Source organism: Pseudoalteromonas nanhaiensis, assembly GCF_051235485.1.
In the GTDB taxonomy this organism is placed as follows: domain Bacteria; phylum Pseudomonadota; class Gammaproteobacteria; order Enterobacterales; family Alteromonadaceae; genus Pseudoalteromonas; species Pseudoalteromonas lipolytica_C.
Genome location: NZ_JBPNYQ010000030.1, coordinates 16,495 through 38,357 on the forward strand (window position 1 = coordinate 16,495; position 21,863 = coordinate 38,357).

At 36.8% G+C, this 21,863-nt stretch carries 22 protein-coding genes and 2 pseudogenes; 20 read left to right on the forward strand and 4 right to left on the reverse strand.

Going from position 1 to position 21,863, the window contains the following annotated elements; all coding sequences use genetic code 11:
- Positions 1-177 precede the first annotated feature (177 nt).
- On the reverse strand, positions 178-411 hold the full coding sequence (locus ACSFVZ_RS18520; RefSeq protein WP_138558777.1) for a helix-turn-helix domain-containing protein: 234 nt from the start codon (positions 409-411) through the stop codon (positions 178-180).
- 105 nt (positions 412-516) lie between these two features.
- On the opposite strand from ACSFVZ_RS18520, the gene ACSFVZ_RS18525 reads away from it, so the two are divergent.
- The 11 genes and pseudogenes from ACSFVZ_RS18525 to ACSFVZ_RS18575 all read left to right on the forward strand — a co-directional run bounded on the left by ACSFVZ_RS18525 (position 517) and on the right by ACSFVZ_RS18575 (position 9,594).
- Positions 517-1,056 carry a hypothetical protein gene (locus tag ACSFVZ_RS18525; protein ID WP_199527837.1) on the forward strand — a complete coding sequence of 180 codons (540 nt, stop codon included), beginning with the start codon at positions 517-519 and terminating at the stop codon, positions 1,054-1,056.
- Positions 1,057-1,179: 123 nt separating this feature from the next.
- Positions 1,180-3,324 (forward strand): KAP family NTPase, encoded by a 2,145-nt coding sequence (locus ACSFVZ_RS18530; protein ID WP_199527836.1) that lies wholly within the window; start codon positions 1,180-1,182, stop codon positions 3,322-3,324.
- Between the two features lie 10 nt (positions 3,325-3,334).
- Positions 3,335-3,925: pseudogene (locus ACSFVZ_RS18535) on the forward strand (transposase); the annotation flags it as partial.
- A 286-nt stretch (positions 3,926-4,211) separates the two neighbouring features.
- Positions 4,212-4,955 carry a hypothetical protein gene (locus ACSFVZ_RS18540; RefSeq protein WP_199527835.1) on the forward strand — a complete coding sequence of 248 codons (744 nt, stop codon included), beginning with the start codon at positions 4,212-4,214 and terminating at the stop codon, positions 4,953-4,955.
- 148 nt (positions 4,956-5,103) lie between these two features.
- Positions 5,104-5,499, forward strand: coding sequence for a hypothetical protein (locus ACSFVZ_RS18545; RefSeq protein ID WP_199527834.1), 396 nt, complete (start codon positions 5,104-5,106; stop codon positions 5,497-5,499).
- Between the two features lie 208 nt (positions 5,500-5,707).
- Positions 5,708-5,947: a hypothetical protein gene (locus ACSFVZ_RS18550; RefSeq protein WP_199527833.1), complete on the forward strand. Its 240-nt coding sequence runs from the start codon at positions 5,708-5,710 to the stop codon at positions 5,945-5,947.
- Positions 5,948-5,957: 10 nt separating this feature from the next.
- Positions 5,958-6,542, forward strand: a complete 585-nt coding sequence (locus ACSFVZ_RS18555; protein WP_199527832.1) for an ABC-three component system protein — start codon at positions 5,958-5,960, stop codon at positions 6,540-6,542.
- The gene (locus ACSFVZ_RS18560; RefSeq protein ID WP_199527831.1) at positions 6,532-6,756 is read left to right on the forward strand and encodes an ABC-three component system middle component 6; all 225 of its coding nucleotides are present in this window, start codon (positions 6,532-6,534) and stop codon (positions 6,754-6,756) included. The genes ACSFVZ_RS18555 and ACSFVZ_RS18560 overlap by 11 nt, the downstream gene beginning before the upstream one ends.
- Positions 6,746-8,437, forward strand: coding sequence for a DUF2326 domain-containing protein (locus ACSFVZ_RS18565; RefSeq protein WP_199527830.1), 1,692 nt, complete (start codon positions 6,746-6,748; stop codon positions 8,435-8,437). The genes ACSFVZ_RS18560 and ACSFVZ_RS18565 overlap by 11 nt, the downstream gene beginning before the upstream one ends.
- 82 nt (positions 8,438-8,519) lie before the next feature.
- Positions 8,520-8,912, forward strand: a complete 393-nt coding sequence (locus ACSFVZ_RS18570) for a hypothetical protein (RefSeq protein WP_199527829.1) — start codon at positions 8,520-8,522, stop codon at positions 8,910-8,912.
- A 346-nt stretch (positions 8,913-9,258) separates the two neighbouring features.
- Positions 9,259-9,594: a hypothetical protein gene (locus tag ACSFVZ_RS18575; protein ID WP_244667152.1), complete on the forward strand. Its 336-nt coding sequence runs from the start codon at positions 9,259-9,261 to the stop codon at positions 9,592-9,594.
- A gap of 127 nt (positions 9,595-9,721) precedes the next feature.
- Here the strand turns inward: ACSFVZ_RS18575 and ACSFVZ_RS18580 are convergent, their stop codons facing one another.
- The 3 genes from ACSFVZ_RS18580 to ACSFVZ_RS18590 all read right to left on the reverse strand — a co-directional run bounded on the left by ACSFVZ_RS18580 (position 9,722) and on the right by ACSFVZ_RS18590 (position 11,035).
- Positions 9,722-10,123, reverse strand: coding sequence for a MerC family mercury resistance protein (locus ACSFVZ_RS18580; protein WP_230237177.1), 402 nt, complete (start codon positions 10,121-10,123; stop codon positions 9,722-9,724).
- Between the two features lie 102 nt (positions 10,124-10,225).
- On the reverse strand, positions 10,226-10,603 hold the full coding sequence (locus ACSFVZ_RS18585; protein WP_004588890.1) for a MerR family transcriptional regulator: 378 nt from the start codon (positions 10,601-10,603) through the stop codon (positions 10,226-10,228).
- 42 nt (positions 10,604-10,645) lie between these two features.
- Positions 10,646-11,035 carry a Cd(II)/Pb(II)-responsive transcriptional regulator gene (locus tag ACSFVZ_RS18590; RefSeq protein ID WP_004588889.1) on the reverse strand — a complete coding sequence of 130 codons (390 nt, stop codon included), beginning with the start codon at positions 11,033-11,035 and terminating at the stop codon, positions 10,646-10,648.
- A gap of 77 nt (positions 11,036-11,112) precedes the next feature.
- Here ACSFVZ_RS18590 and ACSFVZ_RS18595 point away from each other — a divergent pair, with 77 nt between their 5' ends.
- From ACSFVZ_RS18595 to ACSFVZ_RS18635, 9 genes and pseudogenes are all read left to right on the forward strand, one after another.
- Positions 11,113-11,727, forward strand: a complete 615-nt coding sequence (locus ACSFVZ_RS18595) for a cation efflux transmembrane domain-containing protein (protein WP_004588888.1) — start codon at positions 11,113-11,115, stop codon at positions 11,725-11,727.
- A 55-nt stretch (positions 11,728-11,782) separates the two neighbouring features.
- The gene (locus ACSFVZ_RS18600) at positions 11,783-12,514 is read left to right on the forward strand and encodes a transglutaminase-like domain-containing protein (RefSeq protein WP_004588887.1); all 732 of its coding nucleotides are present in this window, start codon (positions 11,783-11,785) and stop codon (positions 12,512-12,514) included.
- A complete protein-coding gene (locus ACSFVZ_RS18605; protein WP_004588886.1) occupies positions 12,501-13,403 on the forward strand; it encodes a cation diffusion facilitator family transporter in 903 nt (300 codons plus the stop codon). Before ACSFVZ_RS18600 ends, ACSFVZ_RS18605 begins: the two co-directional genes overlap by 14 nt.
- A 46-nt stretch (positions 13,404-13,449) precedes the next feature.
- The gene (locus ACSFVZ_RS18610) at positions 13,450-13,809 is read left to right on the forward strand and encodes a hypothetical protein (protein ID WP_230237179.1); all 360 of its coding nucleotides are present in this window, start codon (positions 13,450-13,452) and stop codon (positions 13,807-13,809) included.
- Between the two features lie 83 nt (positions 13,810-13,892).
- The gene (locus tag ACSFVZ_RS18615; protein WP_008468875.1) at positions 13,893-15,110 is read left to right on the forward strand and encodes a TolC family protein; all 1,218 of its coding nucleotides are present in this window, start codon (positions 13,893-13,895) and stop codon (positions 15,108-15,110) included.
- A 64-nt stretch (positions 15,111-15,174) separates the two neighbouring features.
- Entirely contained in the window at positions 15,175-16,431 is a 1,257-nt protein-coding gene (locus ACSFVZ_RS18620) for an efflux RND transporter periplasmic adaptor subunit (protein ID WP_055022223.1), read from the forward strand.
- An 11-nt stretch (positions 16,432-16,442) separates the two neighbouring features.
- On the forward strand, positions 16,443-19,643 hold the full coding sequence (locus tag ACSFVZ_RS18625) for an efflux RND transporter permease subunit (protein ID WP_055022222.1): 3,201 nt from the start codon (positions 16,443-16,445) through the stop codon (positions 19,641-19,643).
- A gap of 423 nt (positions 19,644-20,066) precedes the next feature.
- Entirely contained in the window at positions 20,067-20,501 is a 435-nt protein-coding gene (tnpA, locus tag ACSFVZ_RS18630) for an IS200/IS605 family transposase (RefSeq protein WP_287199021.1), read from the forward strand.
- 99 nt (positions 20,502-20,600) lie between these two features.
- A pseudogene (locus tag ACSFVZ_RS18635) lies at positions 20,601-21,788 on the forward strand (IS1182 family transposase); the annotation flags it as partial.
- Positions 21,789-21,863 lie beyond the last annotated feature (75 nt).

The following is a 21,863-nucleotide window of genomic DNA, read 5'->3' on the forward strand; positions in this document are numbered from 1 at the left end:
TGGTTGGTTTCCGCGAATCTTTAAAGACACATTCCGTGAGAGGGGGGGGTTAATTAATGGGCCGAAATATGGCTTTTGCTCTTGGTTTATTGAAATGCCCTAAGCGAATGCGGTGGGTTCTTATTAGCCTTAACTTTTCTTGGTCGGTTGACCTCTCAAGGTATGTGAATAAAGCATTTAGATGCTTTTTTTTATGTCCGAAATAGACGGAAAAATTTCGTTAATATCACAATCTAATATTATTATTATTTCATATAATCTTTGGAAAGATATGGTAATTGTTCCAGATTCAATCCTGCTAACATAGCTTTGTTCAACATTAAGACGGTGGGCTAGCTCGGCTTGGCTCCAATCTTTCTTTATGCGAGCTATTTTTATGTTCTTACCAATAATTTTTGTAATTGACCGCATCAAATAAGAATCCAAAGATTAAAAATATAATGATCCCATATTGTTATTGGCTGTCATATGTATTAAGTTACATATTATATGCATGATCATACATAAAAGGGTGTTATGGAATACGATTTAGAATCATTTTTTGATACAGTCATTGGCCTGAACAATATTGATAATTTTACTGCTAGAGATATAAGTTTTGGTTTTTGTTGCTTTGCTAAAGCAGAACACTTTGAAATTGCGAATATACAAAAGCAAGTATCTGTCTATTTAAAAAAACTGACAAGGAGGGGGCTTCTTGAAGAGTCTGTGTCGGGAACAACAAAGCAAAAATTTAAAACGTACAGAAAGACATATCTTTTTCATTCAAATTTCGATTCTGCTAAAAATGATTCTAAACTAGATGTCCAATTTATGAAAGATTGTGAAAGTGAGATATCAAGGTACAGTTTTAAGATATTAGAATACGACATGGCACTGAAGAAGTGTGATGAAATGTGCAAACAAAGTAACAATTTAAAAGCTATCATTAAGTCTACTGATGAGCTATTACGAGTTAGAAGAAATAGCCTTCAAAAGAAAAAAGAGTTGCTACTTGAGTTAAGTACATTTTATAAAATGGAAGTACCGAATGCTCATATTGAAAGCGGTAAATGATTGGAACTAAATGTGAAACGCTTAGAACTTTAGAGTAAGTGATTAGTAATTGTTGAGCATCAACTTCATATAAGATAATTAATAGATTCACAGGCTATTAATTATAAATTTAAAGGGAATTTAATGACAATAGAAGAATATAACTTATCATCAGATAAGCCACTAAATGACATAGAACAAGACGTACTGGGATACTCTAAATTCGCTACCAATTTAGCAAGATGTATTACTGCTGGTACATTTGATGATGGGATAGTTTTTTCTCTCTATGCTGAATGGGGAGCAGGTAAGTCAACAACTTTGTCATTTCTTGAAAGTGAAATAAAAAATCAAGCACCTGATATTGAAATATTGCACTTTAATCCTTGGTGGTTTTCAGGTGAGGATGCACTATTAAAGTCATTTTTCACACAATTAAGAGCGCTTTTTTCTAACTGGCAATCTAAAGGGAAAAGCATCGCAAAAAAGCTAGGGGTAATCTCTGAAGTACTTGCTAAAGCTCCAATAGCAGAAGCTAAAGCAGTAGATGCATTAATAAAGAAATTATTGGGAACTGATTTAAATCAACTTAAAAAAGAGATTGAGTTATTACTCCGACAAGAGCAAAAAAAAATTGTTGTGATTATTGATGATATTGATCGGTTGACAGGTGAGGAAGTTAAGCAATTATTCAAATTGGTTAAAGCCGTTGCTAATTTTCCAAATATAGCCTATTTACTTGCATTTGACAGAAAAGTGGTTGCTAGCAGTATAGAAAAATCACTCAATGTAAATGGTAGCGATTACATTGAGAAAATCGTTCAAGTACCTTTTGAATTACCTCCTCCAGATCCAAGTGGTTTAACTAATTTATTTATATCCAAAATAAATTACATTTTCAGAAATGTTCCAGAGAAAGAACATGACCAGACGCATTTCGGAAATATCTACCATGATGGCATCAAATATTTCTTAAAAACTCCAAGAGATGTTATTCGTTTATCAAACTCTTTGTCGATTACTTACAAAGGTGTTGAGGGTGAGGTTAATTTCTGTGATTTTACGGCTATTGAAACTCTGAGGGTATTTGAACCGAAAATATATGACTTTATCCGTAGGAATGAGTATTTGTTTTCAGGCGTTGAAAGCAATTATGGTTATTCAAGAGATGATAAGCAACTAGAGCTTAAAAGAAATAAATTAAACACATTATTCGAAATGGCTGAAAAAGTCCCTTCAAAAGTTATAAAAGATCTACTACTAAGAATATTCCCTAAAGTTAGCTCAATCACTGGAAATATTATGTATGGAAGTGACCATTCACCATATTGGCGAAAAGGTAAGCATATATGTGCACCTGAGCTATTTAATGTTTATTTCCAGTTTTCATTACCAAGCAGTATTGTCAGCTCAAATGAGGTGGAAGCTGTTGTTGAGGCAACAAGTACACAGTCGGACTTAGAAAAAGTGATATTAAAGCTTTCAATCGAGGTACTTGCTAATAATAGAACTAAGCTAAGTAGTGTGTTAGAGCGCCTAGTTGATTATTTAGCAGATTTAGAAAAGCAACAGGTAATCAATATTATCAATATGATTTTTAATATAGGGGATAAGTTACTGATAGAGAATGATGAATCTGAAGGTATGCTAGCTTTTGGCGGTAATAACTTACGTTTAGGTCGCTTAATGTTTTCAGGAATTAAGCAATTAACTAATGATAAAGCAGAAAGATTCAATGTGTTAAAGGCTGCTTTTGAAAATGGTGAGGGTATTGTTACTATGGCTGACCAAGCAACAATACTAGGTCAAGAGCACGGTAAATATTCTTATGATAAAGGCGTTCGTGATGACTCACTTATTGAGCTTAAGCATCAAGAAAGGTTAGAGCAAATAGTATTAAGTAGAATTCGGGCTGATGTTAATGCCAGTCTACTAGAGCTGAATAATAATTCGGTTAACTTGATATATGACTGGGCTAGGTGGGCTGATAATGAAGAAATAACCTTGTGGCTTAAAGAACAATTGCGTAAAGAACCAATGAAAATTCTTTTTTTGCTTAAAGGGTTTTGTACAAAAAGTTACTCTCACTCAGGTAATGATAGAATTGCACGTAAAAATGAGCGCCTCAATGTTAAAAATTTAAGCGAGTTTCTTGACATTGAAGAGGCCAAAGAGATAGCAAAAAGTATTTACGATCACACAGATGAGCTTGATAAGGAATTAATTAAATTCTTTTTCAGTGAATGTAACTTATTCGAATCGGACCCCAGTACATTCGATAGACATTAAAAATTAAAGTCAGCATATTCACTTACATTGTTTAATCTCAGCAGGTACGCAAGATAAGGCCTCAAGGGAGAGATAGAAAAAGGCTGTTTATATTCAGTTGAAGTGTTATCAACGTTGTTTTAATGAAAATGCTAGCGGTTCTTAATGAGTTTAATACTTCATTTGTGAAGATAAATATGGCAGCAAAATGATGCGTGTATAGCTAGGCATGTTTAACACACATTGAAAAACGAATAAGTTACCTAGCACGTTATACCCGAGAACGTGTGATGTCTAATTAACGTTTATAATCAGCAAATATATAGTTTGTAAGCTTTAAATACCGGGATTAAACAGGTGATAATCGCGATAAAGTGATGATACTGAGTGATGATGAGTTTTTACGAAGATATTGACAAGCATGTATTGTAAAAAGGGTTTGCGGGTATTTGTCATTATGGTTTTTTAGCCAATGCATGTCGCAAGCTGAAGTAGGCATTAATTAGGCCACAAGGATCACACTGGTAAAGTAGATAAGCCAAAGACAGAAAACGTAGGTGTCTTGCGGCTAATTAATGTATTCAAGTTAGATGTAACAACGACGAAAGTTGAACGAGCTAGCGGCTTCTATATTCGTAAAAATAAAATTGCTAATCTGGCCAAGTTTAGGTGTAATGAATACATAATAAACGCTGAGCAATGCAGGGAAGCTTACATAACTAGCTTTGCTAATTAATTTAGCTAGGAAAGTAGACCCCAAAAAGCAAATTCTCATAGCATAAAAAATATTAACTACATGCTGCATAAATACTAAAATGTTATAACTCTACGAGGAAGCAATTCTTAATTAAACTTTTATGGTGTTTCTATGAAGTGTTGTCATAGATGTTTATAGTAATGGAGTAAAAATGCCTTTAAATGAAGAGAACTTTGAAAACTTTTATCGTGGTAATAGTGCCGAGCATATTGTCTCTAGCCAAATTTTTTTTCATGGTTTTGAAGCTCATAAGTACAACCCTGATTTTGGTGTGGATTTATTAGTCACAAATAAAGCTAGGCAAAAATATTTGAGCGAAGAACCTATCGAATTTAATATTCAGGTAAAGTCATCATTAGTGGTTAAGAATCGGGCTTCAATCTCAATAAATAAGGAAGAGTTTGCGCATTTAATGCAGCAAAACAACCCTGTGCTCACATCAGTTCTTTTTGCCCCTGAATTCATTGGGCAACCTAGTATATATAACAACTTAAATCCTCATGCTCAAACTCTTCACTCAATGGATGAATGGCTAGAGAATTCATGGGCAGAGCAAAATTATCACTCACAGTTTAACGTCCCTAAATCAAGGAATAAATGTGAATACCTTAAAAACAAGAAAGCAGCTAACAACTTAGCTCTTGATGGTTATGAGAGCACTTTGTTTTGGCTAAATAAAAACCAACTTAAAAAAGCCCTGGAACTAGGGGTGTTGCAACAAGGAAAAGACAATTACTATTTAAACTTGGCCAAAGATGATGAAGGTACTTGGTATTTTCAATCTACTGATGATTCCTCGTACTACCCATATATAGAAATTAGTCACCTTAGTTATCTTTTTCTTAAAAAGCATAATTATGGTATAGAAATGGAAGACTTTTCACATAGTTTTTAATTGTTTAAAAGTAAAAGCATCAATGATTTTCAAACAAGTTACTCAAAAGAACGCATAATGTTTGTATTTCGTTATTTCATCCCTAATTATAGCCAAGCATTTATGCGCCTATTAGTAAGGCGTAATGTGTTTCAAGCAAGGAGGTATTATGGCTAGTAAAAAAGTTTGGCAAGCGGGTTTGGACGCCTTAATACAAACAACACCACTTGTTGGGCCTTCATTAGCCGCGATGTCTAGAGCGGCTTCAGATTCTGAAAGTGCTTCAGAATCACAAGACTTAACTATTTTAGATCATGAGGCCCAGCGCCAAAAGATTGAGTTATCAATGGCTGAAATGCAGGCTAAAGTTGCGCAAGAAGTTGCAATTGCAAGGCGAATAGAAGAGGCAGATGAAGTTGAAATTGAAGAGTATTACGAAGGTGAAGTAGAAGGTAATGCTGGATTAAAAACTGATGGAGAAAATTTATCCATTGGTGTTGGTGGTAAAGGTAGTCGAGTTACAAAAAGAGTATATCGTTTCAAACGCACAACAAGTAAAACATAACAAGTTACTCAAGTTCTTTCGTAAACTCTTTCTTTTTTTGAATCCCTTTAGCATCAACAAAAAATTATAGTTGGCAATACATTACGTTATTTGTTAAGAAGGACTTATTAAATACATTAGCGTAACATCGGTAGAAAGATGCGCGACGTGCGCACTGTAAAATTGTTAGTTTTCTCATCAACATCATCATTTATCAACAAGGATAGAAATGGATACTTTCATTGAATTTGTAAAATCAGACATTGGGGTCACGCTGGCTTGGCTATGTACTGTAGGAAGTACATTCTTTGCTGTGATTACATCAAAGAAAAATAAACAGTTGGAAATAAAAATTGGTGAAATAACTAAGAATTCAACAGTAGATAATAGTCAGGATAGCGTTATGCAAAACGGCCAGAAGAATGTATATACAAAGAACAACTCTGGCGGCATGAAAATTGACATGTAAGGACTGAATCTTGACCATAGGAAATGAAGGGGGTAACACCCCTGTAAATAAAACAGTTCAAGTTGAACGTAATGCTGGAAATATTATAATCGGGGATTCACCCGAATATGAGATCAGCTCGGCTATAAATGAGTTGCTAAAGTCATTAGCTAATAAGCCTTTTACGTTTAAGAAAAGCAGAAGGCGCCCGTCCTCTGAAACAGTTGTAAAGATTCAACACAATAATCTTAAAGCTAAAAGTCATATCATAAAGCAATACTTAGATCATTCCTCAAAAGTAGAAGAAGCCTATTTCGAGATAGACTCACTGATAACTTTTGGAAAAGATACAATCCTGCAAAATTTAAACGATTTATATTATCTTGCTTTAGATTCTGTTGAAATCGACTATCTAACTTGCGATATAAACATAGCTAAAATCAGAGAAAATTCAGAGTTTATTTTAGATTTTATTATTCAAAGATTAAAAAATACTGTATTTGAATCAAAAAACACTCCAGCTTACAAAGAGCATGTAGAATTGGGCGTGAATGTCGTCGTCGCTCATGCTTTTATTGAGTGCATAATTATGGAAAATCCAACTTATGATTCCTAAAAATGGTTGTGACCCAGAAATAAATGTTGTGAGTATCGGGGCAAAAATTCTAAAGAAATTGGCAGAGGAAAATCCGTCCATGGATACGATACTCACTGACTGTTCTTCAGAACTAAAAGTATCGATTGATCACATTATATTGTCATTAGATTGGTTGTTTGCAATTAAGGCTATTGGGGTTAATGGAACAGAGGTTTTTATAAATGAAGCTTGATAGCCTTGAAATAAAGATAAATAGCGAAGTAAAAAGATTGGTTAAATTTGAGACAGGCCTTAACCTCATCACAAACAAGCCTAACTCTGGTCGTACAGGGAACAGCGTCGGAAAATCAACATTATCAAGAGTGGTTGATTTTCTAATGCTAGGAAGTATAGACAATATTTACATCGATGAAGAGTTCAAAAAGCCAAATCTTGAGATAGAAGCGCTTTTTAAGAACAACATTGTAACTGCTTCTCTCAGTTTTTTTGACTTCTCAAATAAAATAAATCAAATTTCTCGAAATCTATGTATTGGTGGTGAATCTGAATCTAAATTCTGGGTAAATGGTGAAAGTGTTGAAGAAAAGGGATATGAGTCATTTATTCAGGATAAAATCTTTAATATATCTACTAGAAGGCCTTCTGTTCGAGCTGTAGCGCCTAAATTCATTAGAAATGACAGTCATAGAATGTTAAGTACGACCAAATTTCTTGATAAACGACAAGGACCAAAAGATTACAGCGAACTTTTTTTATACCTTTTCGGTTTCAATAATACGTATCTACTTACAGAAAAAAGAGATGCAACGAATCTGGTTAATAGACGAAAAAGGAATTCCACTTCAATCAATGCTCTAGTGAAAGAGCAAAAGCCAAAAAGTGAGATCAAGAAATATAAGGCAGATGCTAAAGAGCTAGAGAGCAACCTTTTAACATTCGAATACTCGTCAGAATATTCGAATCCAATAGAAAGGCTTTCAGAACTACAAGTAAAAGAAGACCGATATACCGAAGAGCTTCTATCAATACAGCGAAAAGTAGACAATATCAATCATACTATCGAGCTATTATCCAAAGACAAAGATGGTTATTTAATCAACGAGCTTAAAGTTATATATAGTTTCTCTGGTGTAGCAATTGATGGAGCCTTAAAAGAACTTGAAGACGTTATTTTGTTCCATAGAAATCTCGTTGAAAAAAAGAGGCACTTTCTTACGATTGACCTGCCTAAATTGAATGAGGAATCTGAAGGTCTTCAAGCAGAGCTCAGTTCAATACGGAAAGATAAGTTACAAGTTTTTTCTGATATGAGGTCCAAGGAAAGCTTAGACAATGTGACTAAAAATCTGAAACGCCTTGGTGAGCTTAAAGTTGAGCTTGGAAAGTTAGAAGGTCTAATGGAACAGCAGTCCAAGGCAAAATTAGATCAAACTGAAGCTGAAGTTCAATTGCAAAAAATCCTTGAGGCTATTTCCAAAGAGATTGACAATGTTTATGAGTTTGAGAAAAAATTCAATTCACATTTAGGATCTCTTACAAAAAGTCTTCACGATGAAGAATACAGCATAGACTTAGAATTCAATAAGGATAGCGGTATTTGTTCTATAGAGCTCAATAACTCAGCAACTAACCCTGAGGGTGGAAAGAAGAAAGCTGAAGTCATTGCTTTTGATTTTGCATATATACATGCCATTAATGAGTTAAAGCTGAATCGACCAAATTTTATATTTCATGACAGTATCGAGGATATTGACAAAAAACAGATTGAAGATATTTTCAAAGAAGCAAAGAAGCTACCGGGTCAACAGATTCTGTCAATGCTATCAGATAAAATATCAGAAGAAACTTACAAGAAGATATCCAAAAATGTAATCTTATCTCTTGATGAGGATGAAAAGTTCTTTTGTGTTTAAACAAAAACTAACAAGTCAAATCACTCGGGCGCAGCGAAGCTGCGCCGGTGTTTGAGGCGTTATACCCTATGGAGGAGTGAACTTGGGTTCTTATGTTGTTTCTGAAAGTGTTCTAAAACAGGTGCTTGTAACTTTATACCGGAGGGTTGTCTCCAAGCAAGAAAAGACTGTTATTGATTTAAAGCGCATTAAGTTTCACGGATTCGACAGAGACATGGAGCAAGATGTGCCGCAGGTTGTGGACAAAACGGTTATACCTCATAAGGTTCAATATGCCAGTTATATTTTGCGTATGGAAAAATTAGGCTATATTGAGCGCAAAGATATGGAATTTAATTTTACTGAACAGGGTTTTCTCTATGCTAGCGAGTTGGCTCATCCGATTAAGACAGCAGTGAATAAATACTGGCAATTTTTTGTAGGGACAACAATTGCATTAATGGCTCTAGTAGTGGCAATAATGCAACTGAAATAAACACGGGTATTACAAAACAGTCAAGGTGATGCATTTTACTCGGCAGTTTTGGTATGGAGTTCTGGTGCTTGGCTAGTTCAGCGTTGGTACACCTTATTGTAAACGTTATGTGCCCAGCAGGGAGTAAAGTGTGGAGCCATGTGAGAATCCAATGGAATTGAAAGATATCATAAGTATTTCTATATCTATCATAGCGTTAGTTGCATCAGTGATAGCTATCTATTTATCACATTGGCATAAAAGTTCTAAGGCTATTCTTTGTCTCAATAGCAGACTTTTTGACTGTCTAAATGAAAAGACAAAGCGGGAACTAAGATATACATTTAGCAATACTGGAAACCAAGAGTTGTTCGTTAAAGATGTGTCACTGCTACGAGGGCAATCTCCGTTAGGGAACTTAAAGCATTCATCTTCTTATCTGGTTATTCCGTCAAACCACATCGACCCATTTGTTATCAAGCCGGGTGAAATCAAATTATTTATGCTATCTCATGAAGTTGATTATGAGCTAGCTCCTGATTACGATGAAGAATTAAACAAGTACATACTAGTTAGTCTAGAGGTTATTTCGGCTAATGGTAAACGCTTTCAGGTTACTCATGACATATCAAATCTTGGCCCATCTGGCCCAGATATAAGAGATAAAATATGGGCTGGTGTTCCACTTGGGGGAAGTGTTTGAGTGAAAGCACATAACAAGTTAAAACAGCGGAAAACCACTCGCTGCGCTCGCGTTTTACACTGTTTAAAGCGTTACTGATTAAATACTCTAACGCGTTTTTGCCCCAAAATGAGTTAACGTAAATGCACTAAGGGTGGCTTTGAGCGAAAAGCAGACATTGACCGTTAATCGTTTCAACGACGGCAATTAGCCATACGTTGCATGTTTGCTCCCTTACTGGTTTTACGATATCCAAAACCGACATAACGACCATTAAGCAAATACCAAAGTAAAATAGGTATGTGCTCCAATCATATAGCCAAAGAGGATAAAGCGTTAATAGCACTGCTACAGGCCCTAGAATGCTGAAGACAGCTCTGGTATGGTTTTTATTTTTGTGCCAGTTGTATAAGTTTACCAATAGTTCCAAAGATGCAAAAATAGGTAAAAGCGTATTTACAGCTATTCCTTCGAAGTGAGAGAAGAAGCCTAGTCCTAATGCCGATGCAAGTGACCTTAATGCAGGGAGGCAGGCCGTGCCGCTAGCCAAACGCCACTAGAGCCTACTCTGTCTAATATTTTATTTATCATTTGAAAGTCTATTGGTTGATATTACCATCATTCTAAACTCCGTATACAAGTACGGAGTCAATCATTTTAATGAGTCAATTATGGGGCAATGTGTTGGATCTTCGTTTTGCATACAGGTATTTGTCATACCCACAATTACTTTCTCTAAACGTTGAAGGTCATTAATTTTGTCTCGAATGATTGCTAACTTTTGTCGGTTTAATAGCTCAACTTGAGCGCAGTTGCTGTCCATAGACATTAGCGATTTTATTTCTCTTAACGTAAAGCCGAGCGCTTTGGCTTTTGTGATAAACCTAAGTTGTCCTGCTATTGATTCGTCATATTGTCTATAACCAGATATTGGTTTTTCAGGTTGTGTAATCAGTCCTTCTCGTTCATAAAAACGAATGGTTTCTACATTTAAATTTAATGATTGTGCTAATTTGCCAATGGTTTTCATTATTGCCTTTGTGAATACTACTAATCTAAAGTTATATTTAGTTCAACTATCTAATGACTTGATAATGCCACAGACTTCAATTGTACCGTCAGACCCGCAAGAGCTTGCCATTAGTTTTAACTCTTTTTTGAGTGCATTCAATTCCTTCATTCGTTGATTAACTAAAGTTAGTTGCCGATCAATTAATGCATTTACACTAGAGCAACTCTCCTCTGGCTTGTTTTTTAATTCAATGAGTCGCTTAATATCATTAAGCGGAATATCTAAACTTCGACAATGCTTTACGAACTCTAGCTCTTTAAATGCCTTATTAGAATACAACCTGAAATTCCCTTCAGTGCGATCAGGATCTGACAGCAAGCCCTCCTTTTCATAATATCGGATGGTTTGTACTGAATACCCCGATGTTTTCGATAACTCACCAATTTTCATAAAATTTCCAAATAAACTTGACCCTATAGTCACTATAGGATTTATAGTTAGAGCATACAAGTTAATCGGAGATGAAAATGAGCGATTGTGGGTGTGAAGTTGAGCTAAAAGATAACCAGCAAAAAACGGTGCTTTATTGGCTTCTGGCTATCAATGCCTCGATGTTTGTTTTTGAAATTGGCTTTGGTTGGTTATCAGAATCAACGGCTTTAATTGCAGATTCGTTAGACATGCTAGCGGATGCAATCGTCTATGCAATTGCACTATACGCGGTGGGAAAGTCAATCCAACATAAGGCTAATGCTGCTTTAGTGAGTGGCTATTTCCAACTGGGGTTAGGCGTGCTAATTCTAATGGATATTGCTAGAAGGCTGTATGGTGAAAGTGAGCCTCACTCTTGGTTTATGATTGGCGTAGGCATGGTTGCTTTAGTTGCAAATGTGATTTGTCTCATCCTTATTCGAAAGCACAACAACGATGAAGTACATATGAGAGCTAGCTGGATATTTTCAGCGAATGATGTAATTGCAAATCTTGGTGTCGTTATCGCAGGCATACTCGTTATGGTGCTGAAACAGCGTTGGCCTGATATCGTCATTGGTAGCATCATTTCAATGTTAATTCTTCGAGGCGCTTACCGAATACTAAGCGATGCTAAACAAGAATTAGCTGTTGCTGAGAAAACACGTTAAACACCAAATGAAGATAAACAATCAACCTTTGGTTGTTCAAAGTAAGGAAACATCAATGAATAGCAAATATCTAGAAAAAACCAAGATAGTAAATTTTGAACACTCTACAATTCAATCATTAATTTCTGAGCGTAATTGGCAAGAACTCGATGACTTCAACAAAATTGGTGCAGCCTACCAATTTGTTAAAGATGAAATATTATTTGGTTACAATGAGAGTGATGATATTTCAGCAAGCAGTGTTTTAGCCGATGGTTACGGACAATGCAATACCAAGGGTAACTTGCTGATGGCTTTGTTACGAGGATTAGGTATTCAATGTCGTTTTCACGGCTTTACTATTGAGCAGCGATTACAAAAAGGAGCTATTCCAACTTATGTATTTTGGTTAGCACCTAAATATATCATTCATAGTTGGATTGAAGTTTATTTCAAGGATCGTTGGATAAACTTAGAAGGCTTTATATTAGATGAACAATATTTAAGTTCACTACAGCACAAATTTAGTCAAATAAAAAACGAATTTTGTGGTTATGGTGTTGCAACAAAGTGTTTCTCTTCGCCAGATACAGATTGGCGTGGTCAAGATACCTATATACAAAAAGAAGGTATTCATGATGATTTTGGTGTTTATAATTCCCCTGATGAGTTTTATCTCGAAAAAGGAACTAACTTATCAGGAATCAAACGTTGGATGTATCAACGAGTGATCCGTCACTTTATCAATTTTAACGTAGTCAATGTAAGAAATTTAAAAGTTCTTGAGGTGGAAAATGCACAATCATAGCCATAGCCATTCGCATGGAAAAGACGACCGTATAGGTTGGACATTTTTCCTTAATGTTTCATTTACTATTATCGAATTTATTGGTGGTTGGCTAACCAACAGTACCGCTATTATGGCTGATGCTGTACATGACCTGGGTGACAGTTTATCTATAGGATTCGCTTGGATACTGAGTCGTTTCTCGGATAAAGAAGCATCCGATAGATTTAGCTATGGCTATCGTCGTCTTACCCTGTTTGGCGCATTAATTAACAGTATTGTATTAGTTATTGGTTCTGTCTGGGTGCTATTTGAAGCAATACCAAGATTATCTAATCCTGAAATGCCAATGGCTGAAGGAATGTTGGGTCTTGCATTACTTGGGGTTGCTGTTAATGGGTATGCAGTATTTAAACTAAAAGCGGGTAAAACGCTGAACGAAAAAGTACTTACGTGGCATTTGCTTGAAGACGTACTTGGCTGGGTTGCAGTCCTAATTGTTTCTATCGTGCTGCTTTTTGTAGATCTACCAATATTAGATCCTTTGCTTTCTATAGGCTTTACACTGTTTATATTGTTTAACGTTTTGAAAAACCTGAAAACAACATTGGCACTATTTCTTCAAGCTACACCTGATGAAGAAGTGCAGAATAATATTGAAAAAGCGATAAAGGCTATACCTGAAATTAATGGGATTCATCATATGCACTTTTGGTCATTAGACGGGGAAAGTCACGTATTAACTGCTCACCTAGAGTTAGCCCATAACTTTGAGGTTGATAAATTAATTAGGCTAAAACAACAAGTGGCTAAGGAACTTTCTTCTTATAATTTATCTCATACAACCATTGAGTTTGAGTTTCCTCAAGAAACTTGCCGTGACGAGCATGAAAAACATGCGCATGGCTAGTTTAGAAAACCTTTTTTTGATATTATAATTTTTCATATTTAAGTAGGTGTTTATTTTGAAATTCAATGTTGCGTTAAAAATACTATTAGTCGTTTCGATTGTTTTGCAATCGTTAACTGCTGTTGTATCCGCAACACCTGAGAATCACCAAATAGATATAGAGCACCTTCAAATTCAACATGATCATGCAGATGATCGAAATGTCTCAAATGATAATGTAGGTGATGAGCAGCATAATGAAAAAGATTGTCATCACTGCGGACATTGCAGTGGCAGCCACTTATCTTGGATTTTAGTCAGTAATTCAAATACCACGGGCAAACTAAACATTATCAATAAAACGCCTTATCAAATTGATCAAACAAGTACCTTTCATGAAGCGATACTTCGTCCGCCTATTTCTTAATTAGATTAATTTTTAATGACCTATTTATCCTTTAATAATGGATAAAGGTTTCGTGTTTATTAATTTTAAAATTAAGAATTTTTATGTATATATATTTAAAAAATGCAGGTTTAGTCCTGTCTTTATGTATGGCTGTGAGTTTTTCAGTTGCCACTTATGCCAAACAGAAAAGTATTTCATGGCTAGATAGTCAAATAAATAAAGATCCCGAAGTTGTTGCGGCTAAAGAGTTACTTAATGCAAGTAATCATAGAGCCAAGAGCTTAACTAAAGCCGTATATAACCCAGAGCTTGAAGCAAGCTATGAAAAAGAGGGTGATTTTGATAATTATTCTATTGGTATCAGTCAAACGATTGATTTTTGGGATAAGCAATCAGCAAATAAAAGCATTGGTGAAATTGGTGTTTATGCAAACCAGCAACAATTGTTATCTCTACTCGATTCTAAAAAGGCTAACGCTTTAACTGCAATAGTTAATTGGCAAGCAGCAAAAAAGGTGGCTCAGTTACTTTCAGTAAGAGAAAATCAATTACAAACGCTCGTTGGAATTATTGAAGATAAGCGAAAAGCAGGACTTTTAGAGCCACTTGACGCTGAACTGGTTTATTTAAACTTGTCCCAAGTTTTCAGTGAAATATCTGAGTCGCAAATTGCTTTGAAAAATGCAGAGGTAAATGTTCAGGAGTTATTGCCTGATTGGACGCCTAATACTACCAATTTGTTTTCATTTACTTTTGGAGCAACAAACTATTCATTTAACTCTCAGTGGGTTGAGGAACATCCAAAAGTTAAACTCGCTAGAGCGCAATGGAAGATAAAACAATCTAAAGCTCAACTAACCACTATGGAATCTAAAGCCAATCCAACCATTGGAGTTAACGCAGGGAAAAGTGGAGATGAAGACTTGATTGGCGTGACTTTCTCAATGCCTTTAAATATCAGAAATAACTATTCAGATACTGTTAAAGCCGCTTATTCAGAAGCAATTGCAGCAGAGGCTAACTTTCGGTCGGTTTATCGAAAGCAGTCATTTGAAGCAAAAGCTAATTATGAATCGCTTATTGTCAGTAAAAAATATTATGAGCAATGGCAAAAACTGACAAAAGGCAGATTAGATAGCAGCGAAAACTTATTAAATAAGCGCTGGGAAGCTGGTGACATTAATACTTCTGACTACTTACTTGCATTAAATCAACGTGCGGAAGGGCTTCATGCAGGAATACGTTTGGAAAATCAATTCAAGCTTGCAGAAATATCCTTCATTTTAAGTATGGGTCAGTTATCCAAATTTGAGATTTGAGCGCTTTGTTTTTTCAGTAGCGAAAAACGAAATCTTAAATTTATTAAAAATATAGGTTACAAAAATGAATACAGTAATTAGTAAAAAATTTTTAGCCGTAGTAATTAGCTGCCTGTTAGTTGGGTTTACTACAAATCATGATGCTTTTGCACAGTCGTCAGATGGAACTGGTTCTGTCACAAACGTTTCGAAACAAGAAGAAAAAGAACATCAAGATGAGCATGAACACGAAAAGGGACATGAAGAAGATAAAGGTGACCATGACGAGCACGGCCATGAAGGTGGTAATAAAGAGGGAGAAGAAGGACATGAAGAAGGTATCACTATTGATCCAAAGAAGATGTCGCTTGCTAACATTAAAGTGGAAAGTGTTAAGCCTGAATATCAATTTAGCACCGTATATGCACCAGGCGAAATAAAAGCTAATGGCTATAAAAGTTATGTGGTATCGCCACGTACAGAGTCAGTCATTATTAGTCGCCATGCAGCGCTTGGAGAGCATGTAGAAATAGGTCAGAAGTTAGTTACATTATTTAGTGAAGCAATGGCACAAGCACAGGCTGACTATTTAATCGCTTCAACCGAATGGCAACGTGTGAAAAAGCTGGGTAACAAGACGGTGAGTGAAAGTAGATTATTACAAGCAGAGACTACATACAATGCGAGTTACGGGAAGCTTATTGCTTTAGGGTTAACTGAAAAAGCAATAGATGGCATTTCTAACAAAGACATAAAAGCGTTTGGGCAATATACATTAATTGCTCAGCGTGAAGGGGTTGTACTTCAAGACGATTTTATCCAAGGGCAACGTGTTGATGCTGGTGATTCAGTAATGTTGTTAGCAGATGAAAAACAACTATGGGTTGAAGCAAAAGTTTCTCCAAATAAAAAGCTAAATTTATCAATTGATTCTCCTGCGGTACTTAAATTAGAAGGCCAGAGTTACAATGCCAAAGTTATCCAAGAAGCCCATACAATTGACCCTATTACTCGTACTCGAATTATTAGGTTAGGAGTAGATAATTCGGATGATAATCTTCATTCAGGCATGTTTGTAAAAGTTTACTTTCAGTTTGCCACAAAGCAGAAAGTGATGGCTGTGCCAGAAGAAGCATTGATCCGCAGCGCAGATGGTGATTGGACAGTATTTGTCGAAGACCACCCTGGAGAATTTAAAGCTGTAGAAATAGAACTAGGCCGAGCCTTAGGTGGTTTTAGAGAAATCATTGGCCTTGATAGTGGAACGCGAATTGTAACTAAAGGCGCATTTTTTGTTGCGTCTGAAATCGCTAAAGGCGGATTTGATCCGCACAACCACTAGGGAGCAAGACTATGTTTAATAAAATAATAGATTGGTCTGTTAATAATAGACTCCTGATTTTGATTGCGCTGTTTGCCACTATGGTTGGTGCAGTTATGGTGATCCCAAAATTAAATTTGGATGCCTTTCCTGATGTTACTAATGTTCAAGTTGCTGTAAATACTGAAGCGCCAGGACTGGCTGCTGAAGAAGTTGAACAACTCATTACGTACCCCATTGAAGCGGTAATGTATGCCCTACCTGATGTAGAACAAGTGCGCTCAATTTCTAAAACAGGCTTGTCTGGCGTTACGGTTGTTTTCAAAGAAGGCACCGACATTTACTTTGCAAGACAACTCGTATTTGAGCGTCTTCAAGCCGCAAAAGAACTGATACCAGAAGGTGTTGGGACACCCGAAATGGGACCAAACACCTCTGGGCTGGGCCAAGTATTTCAGTATCTTCTTATTTCAGATAAAGGTGCAGGTTATGATGCTATGGCGCTTCGAAGCCTTAACGATTGGATTGTTAAGTTACTCGTTATGCCTGTCGATGGAGTCACTGATGTATTATCTTTTGGTGGTAATGTTAGGCAATACCAAGTCAATGTCGATCCATCTAAGCTCTTAGCATATGAACTAACGCAAGAAGACGTTGTTGGTGCCCTAGATAACAACAATGCGAATGTTGGCGGATGGTACATGAACCGTGGGCAAGAGCAGCTTGTGATTAGAGGCACAGGCTGGTTTGAGAGTGGTGAGGCTGGCATCAGTAATATCAAACAAGTTCCCGTTAAAACAGTAGATGGTACGGTTGTTACGGTTTCAGATATTGCTAAAGTTGAAATGGGCAGTGAAATTCGTCAAGGTGCTGTCACCATGACGCGCAAAACCGAAGACGGTAAAGTCGAAAATTTAGGCGAAGTTGTCTCTGGCATTGTCTTAAAACGCATGGGTTCAAATACTAAAGCCACCATTGATGGTATCAATGCAAGAATTCCATTAATTAATCAAGCATTGCCAAAAGGTGTTCGCTTTGAGCCTTTTTATGATCAGGCTGATTTGATTGAAAAAGCGGTAAATACAGTGGTTGATGCACTATTACTAGCATTTATTTTCATCTGTATTGTATTAGCACTATTTTTAATGAATTTACGTGCAACCTTCTTGGTATTAATATCTATTCCAATTTCAATTGGTATCGCGTTAATGATCATGGCTTGGTGGGGCATTTCTGCAAACCTTATGTCACTGGGTGGCATAGCGGTCGCTATTGGTATGCTTGTAGATGGCTCAGTGGTTATGGTTGAAAATATGTTTAAACATTTAAATAGACCTGACGCGACACATTCGAAATCGGTAAAGGAACGTGTTCCAACTTCTGACGCAGATCCGCACGATGTAGAACACGATGAGCACGGCATTAAATTACGTCTGCAAAATGCAGGTAAAGAAGTGGCTCGTCCCGTCTTTTTTGCTGCCTCGATTATTTTAGTCGTATTTGCGCCATTGTTCAGCTTTGAAGGGGTTGAAGCAAAGTTATTCCAACCTATGGCAATAAGCATCATCTTAGCCGTTGTATCTGCGATTGTGGTTGCGTTGTTTATCGTACCTGCACTGGCAACTTATTTATTTAAGTCAGGTGTAAAAGAGAGGGAAAGCTTTGTTCTTAGGCCATTAGACAAACTCTACAGAAAAGGGCTTACATTCGCACTAAAACGCACCAAGTTAGTCATTTCAGCCGCACTTATATTAGTTTTCTCTGCCTTTGCATTAGTTCCATTAATTGGTACTGAATTTGTACCTGAGTTAGAAGAAGGGACGATAAACTTAAGAGCAACGCTGGCACCTTCTTCCAGTTTAGATACCGCGCTCACTGTGGCACCAATTCTAGAAGAAAAACTAATGGCTTTTCCTGAAGTAACCTATGCATTAAGCCGAATTGGTCGAGCCGAAATAGGTGGAGATCCAGAGCCTGTGAATAACATAGAAATTTACATAGGGTTGAAGCCTGTTTCTGAGTGGACCAGTGCATCTAATCGATATGAACTTCAAGGGAAAATGGAGAGATCTTTAGAGGAGTTTCCTGGCTTACTACTAAACTTTTCTCAACCTATTGCGACTCGTGTTGATGAGTTACTATCTGGCGTAAAAGCTCAGTTGGCGATAAAGTTATTTGGCCCTGAGTTAGACGTTTTAGCAGCTAAAGGACAAGAGATCGAAGCGGCTATAAAGAGTGTTGATGGTGCAAGAGATGTTGCTCTTGAGCAAATTGCAGGTGAAGCGCAACTTGTCGTAAAACCTAATAGGCAAGAGCTATCGCGCTTTGGACTTTCAGTTGTTGATATAATGGAAGTTGTGCGAGATGGTATTGGAGGGGTTGAAGCTGGACAAATCATCAAAGGCAATGAACGTTATGATATTTACGTGCGTATTGAAGAAGAGTACCGACAAAATAAGGAAGCTATTTCAGATATTCGAATTCAGTCACCAACAGGCGCCTGGGTACGCTTAGGTGATGTTGCAACTGTTTCATTTGAATCAGGTCCTCCTCAAGTAAGGCGCGATGATGTTCAACGAAGAGTCGTTATCCAAGCAAACGTTCAGAATAGAGATATGGGTAGTGTAGTAGCCGACATCAGAAAAGTTATTGCTGAGAAAGTTGACCTACCTTCAGGTTACTCGGTAGCAATAGGTGGCCAATTCGAAAGCCAGCAGCGTGCTCAAAGCAGACTAGCTATCGTTGTACCTCTATCTTTAGCGCTAATTGCATTGTTACTTTACTTTGCTTTTGGCTCTGTTGGTCAAGCTATGCTGATATTGGTCAACGTGCCGCTTGCTGTAATTGGCGGAGTTTTCTCCTTATATTTATCTGGACAATACTTGTCTGTACCAAGCTCCGTTGGCTTTATTACCTTATTTGGTGTAGCGGTATTGAATGGGGTCGTTATGGTAGAAAGTATCAACCAACGTATTAAAGACGGTCTAGAAGCATCTAAAGCCGTTTTTGAAGGCGCTACTTCAAGATTAAGACCTGTACTTATGACTGCTATAACATCAGCTTTAGGTTTGATACCGATGTTAATGTCTAATGGTGTTGGTGCAGAAATACAGCGCCCATTAGCGAGTGTTATTGTTGGCGGCTTGGTAACTGCAACACTGTTAACATTATTTGTTTTACCTGTTTTATATCGCTGGTTTTCAGAGAAAAAAATAAAAGAGCTATCCAGATAAAATTACTGTGAACTCTAACCCCACGCTAAAGTCACGTTTAGCGTGGGGTTATTGAGTAGATGAACGAAAAGAAAGATTAGATTTAACAATAAACTAATAGTCATGACTGCTTTGTCGGAATATTTGTCGTTAAACAGGCCAAAGCTAACTTCCGCTTTCGTATCTTTGCAGTCTTAATCTCTATGTGTCTCAAGGTCGGATTATGGCACAGACTGTGTGAAAACTCTGATCACCTTTTGGTCTAAGTATGTTCTGCTTATGATCTATTAATCTATACATTTAGTTCACTTAATATACTGATATTTATTTTCGGCCCTAAACCACCTACTTCAGTAGGTGGTTATCATCATTTAGGCTTTGCCTGAAAAAATACTCATGTTAATTCCTTACTTGATTTTTAGCGAAGTCATATAAGGAAAAAACATGAGTAGATACGAGAAAGCATCGCATGTGTATTGGCGATGTCAATATCATATAGTCTGGACACCAAAGTATAGGTTCAGAATATTGAAGAACAAAGTAGGCAGAGATGTTTACAGGTGCATACAAGTTTACTGTGAGCAGTTAGGGTGCAAAGTAGTCGAGTTAAATGTGCAGGTTGACCATGTTCATTTGGTAGTAAAGATACCGCCGAAGTTATCAGTCTCGAAACTAATGGGTGCTTTAAAAGGAAAAATAGCGTTAAAGCTATTTAGCAAATATCCATACTTAAGGAAAAATAAGTTATGGGGAAACCATTTTTGGCAGAGAGGGTACTTCGTAGATACAGTAGGGATAAATGAAGAAATAATAAGACGGTATGTCAGGCACCAAGAAAAGGAAGAGGTACAAGAGCAGACACAGTTAACACTGCAGTAAACAACACCCCCTTCTAGGGGGCTAATGCAAAGCCACCTTCTTTAGAAGGTGGATCTTTTACATAATTAGACTATTGATTCAGTTGAGGGTTGAGGCAGTATGTCAAAGTTTATAAGCGGTGAAAGTCGTGACCAATCAACGTTATTTCCAGAATCGTTGGAAGATTACGTCAGTGAAGATAATACGGTCAGAGTGATTGATGTTTTCATTGAGGAACTAAATCTAGCTGAATTGGGGTTTAAAGGATTAACTTTAAAGTCCACAGGCCGCCCTAAGTATCATCCAGCCACATTATTAAAACTGTATCTTTATGGTTACCTCAACCGTATTCAATCATCCCGCCGATTAGAAACCGAATGCCAACGCAATATTGAACTGATGTGGCTACTTGGTAAGTTGGCACCCGACTTTAAAACGATTGCTGATTTTAGAAAAGACAACGGAGATGGTATAAAAAATGTGTGCAAAACGTTTGTTGAAGTCTGCCGTCGTCTGAATATGTTTGAGAAACCAGTTGTTGCCATCGATGGTAGTAAGTTTAAAGCTAGCAACAACAAAGGCAATAATTTTACGCCAAGCAAAGTTAAATTCCACATCGACCGAGTCGAAAAGAACATTGAACGTTACCTTGAATTACTTGATGAAGCCGATAAAGAGCAAGCTAACGTCACAAAAATTAAAGCCACAAAAGATAGGCTAGCTGACTTTCGCAGCCAGTTAAAAAAACTACACGAGATTAAAGAACAAGTTGAAGCTCATCCTGACAAGCAAATATCCACTACTGATCCTGATTCACGTTTAATGAAAACTCAAGGTTTTACAAGAGTTGTGAGTTATAACGTGCAAAGTGCGGTTGATACCAAGCACCACCTTATAGTGGCGCATGAGGTGACCAACGTGCCAGATAGAGGCCAGCTTGCGTCAATGACAAAACTCGCACAAAAAGCATTGCGCAAGGAAGATATAAGGGTATTAGCAGATAAAGGTTACTTCAGTCAGCCCGATATAAAAGATACTATCGATTTGGGTGCAGAGCCAATCATGCCCAAGACGGATACATCGTCCTCTGAAAAGAAAGGGATATTTAACCGCTCACTCTTCAAATACGATGCAAATAAAGATATTTACTTATGCCCCGCTGGTAATGAACTTCAAAATCGAATGCAGGTATTTGAGCAAGGTAAATACCTTGATGTTTACTTCAATCACATTGCTTGTCGAGATTGTAAAATAAGAAGTCAGTGCACTAACTCTAAAAAAGACCCTAGGCGAATAAGGCGGTGGGTGTAGTGGCATAGTTAATTTGGCCACCCATTAAGAAAGAAATGTTATGCTAATAAGCATACAAATTTGGGTGTAAAA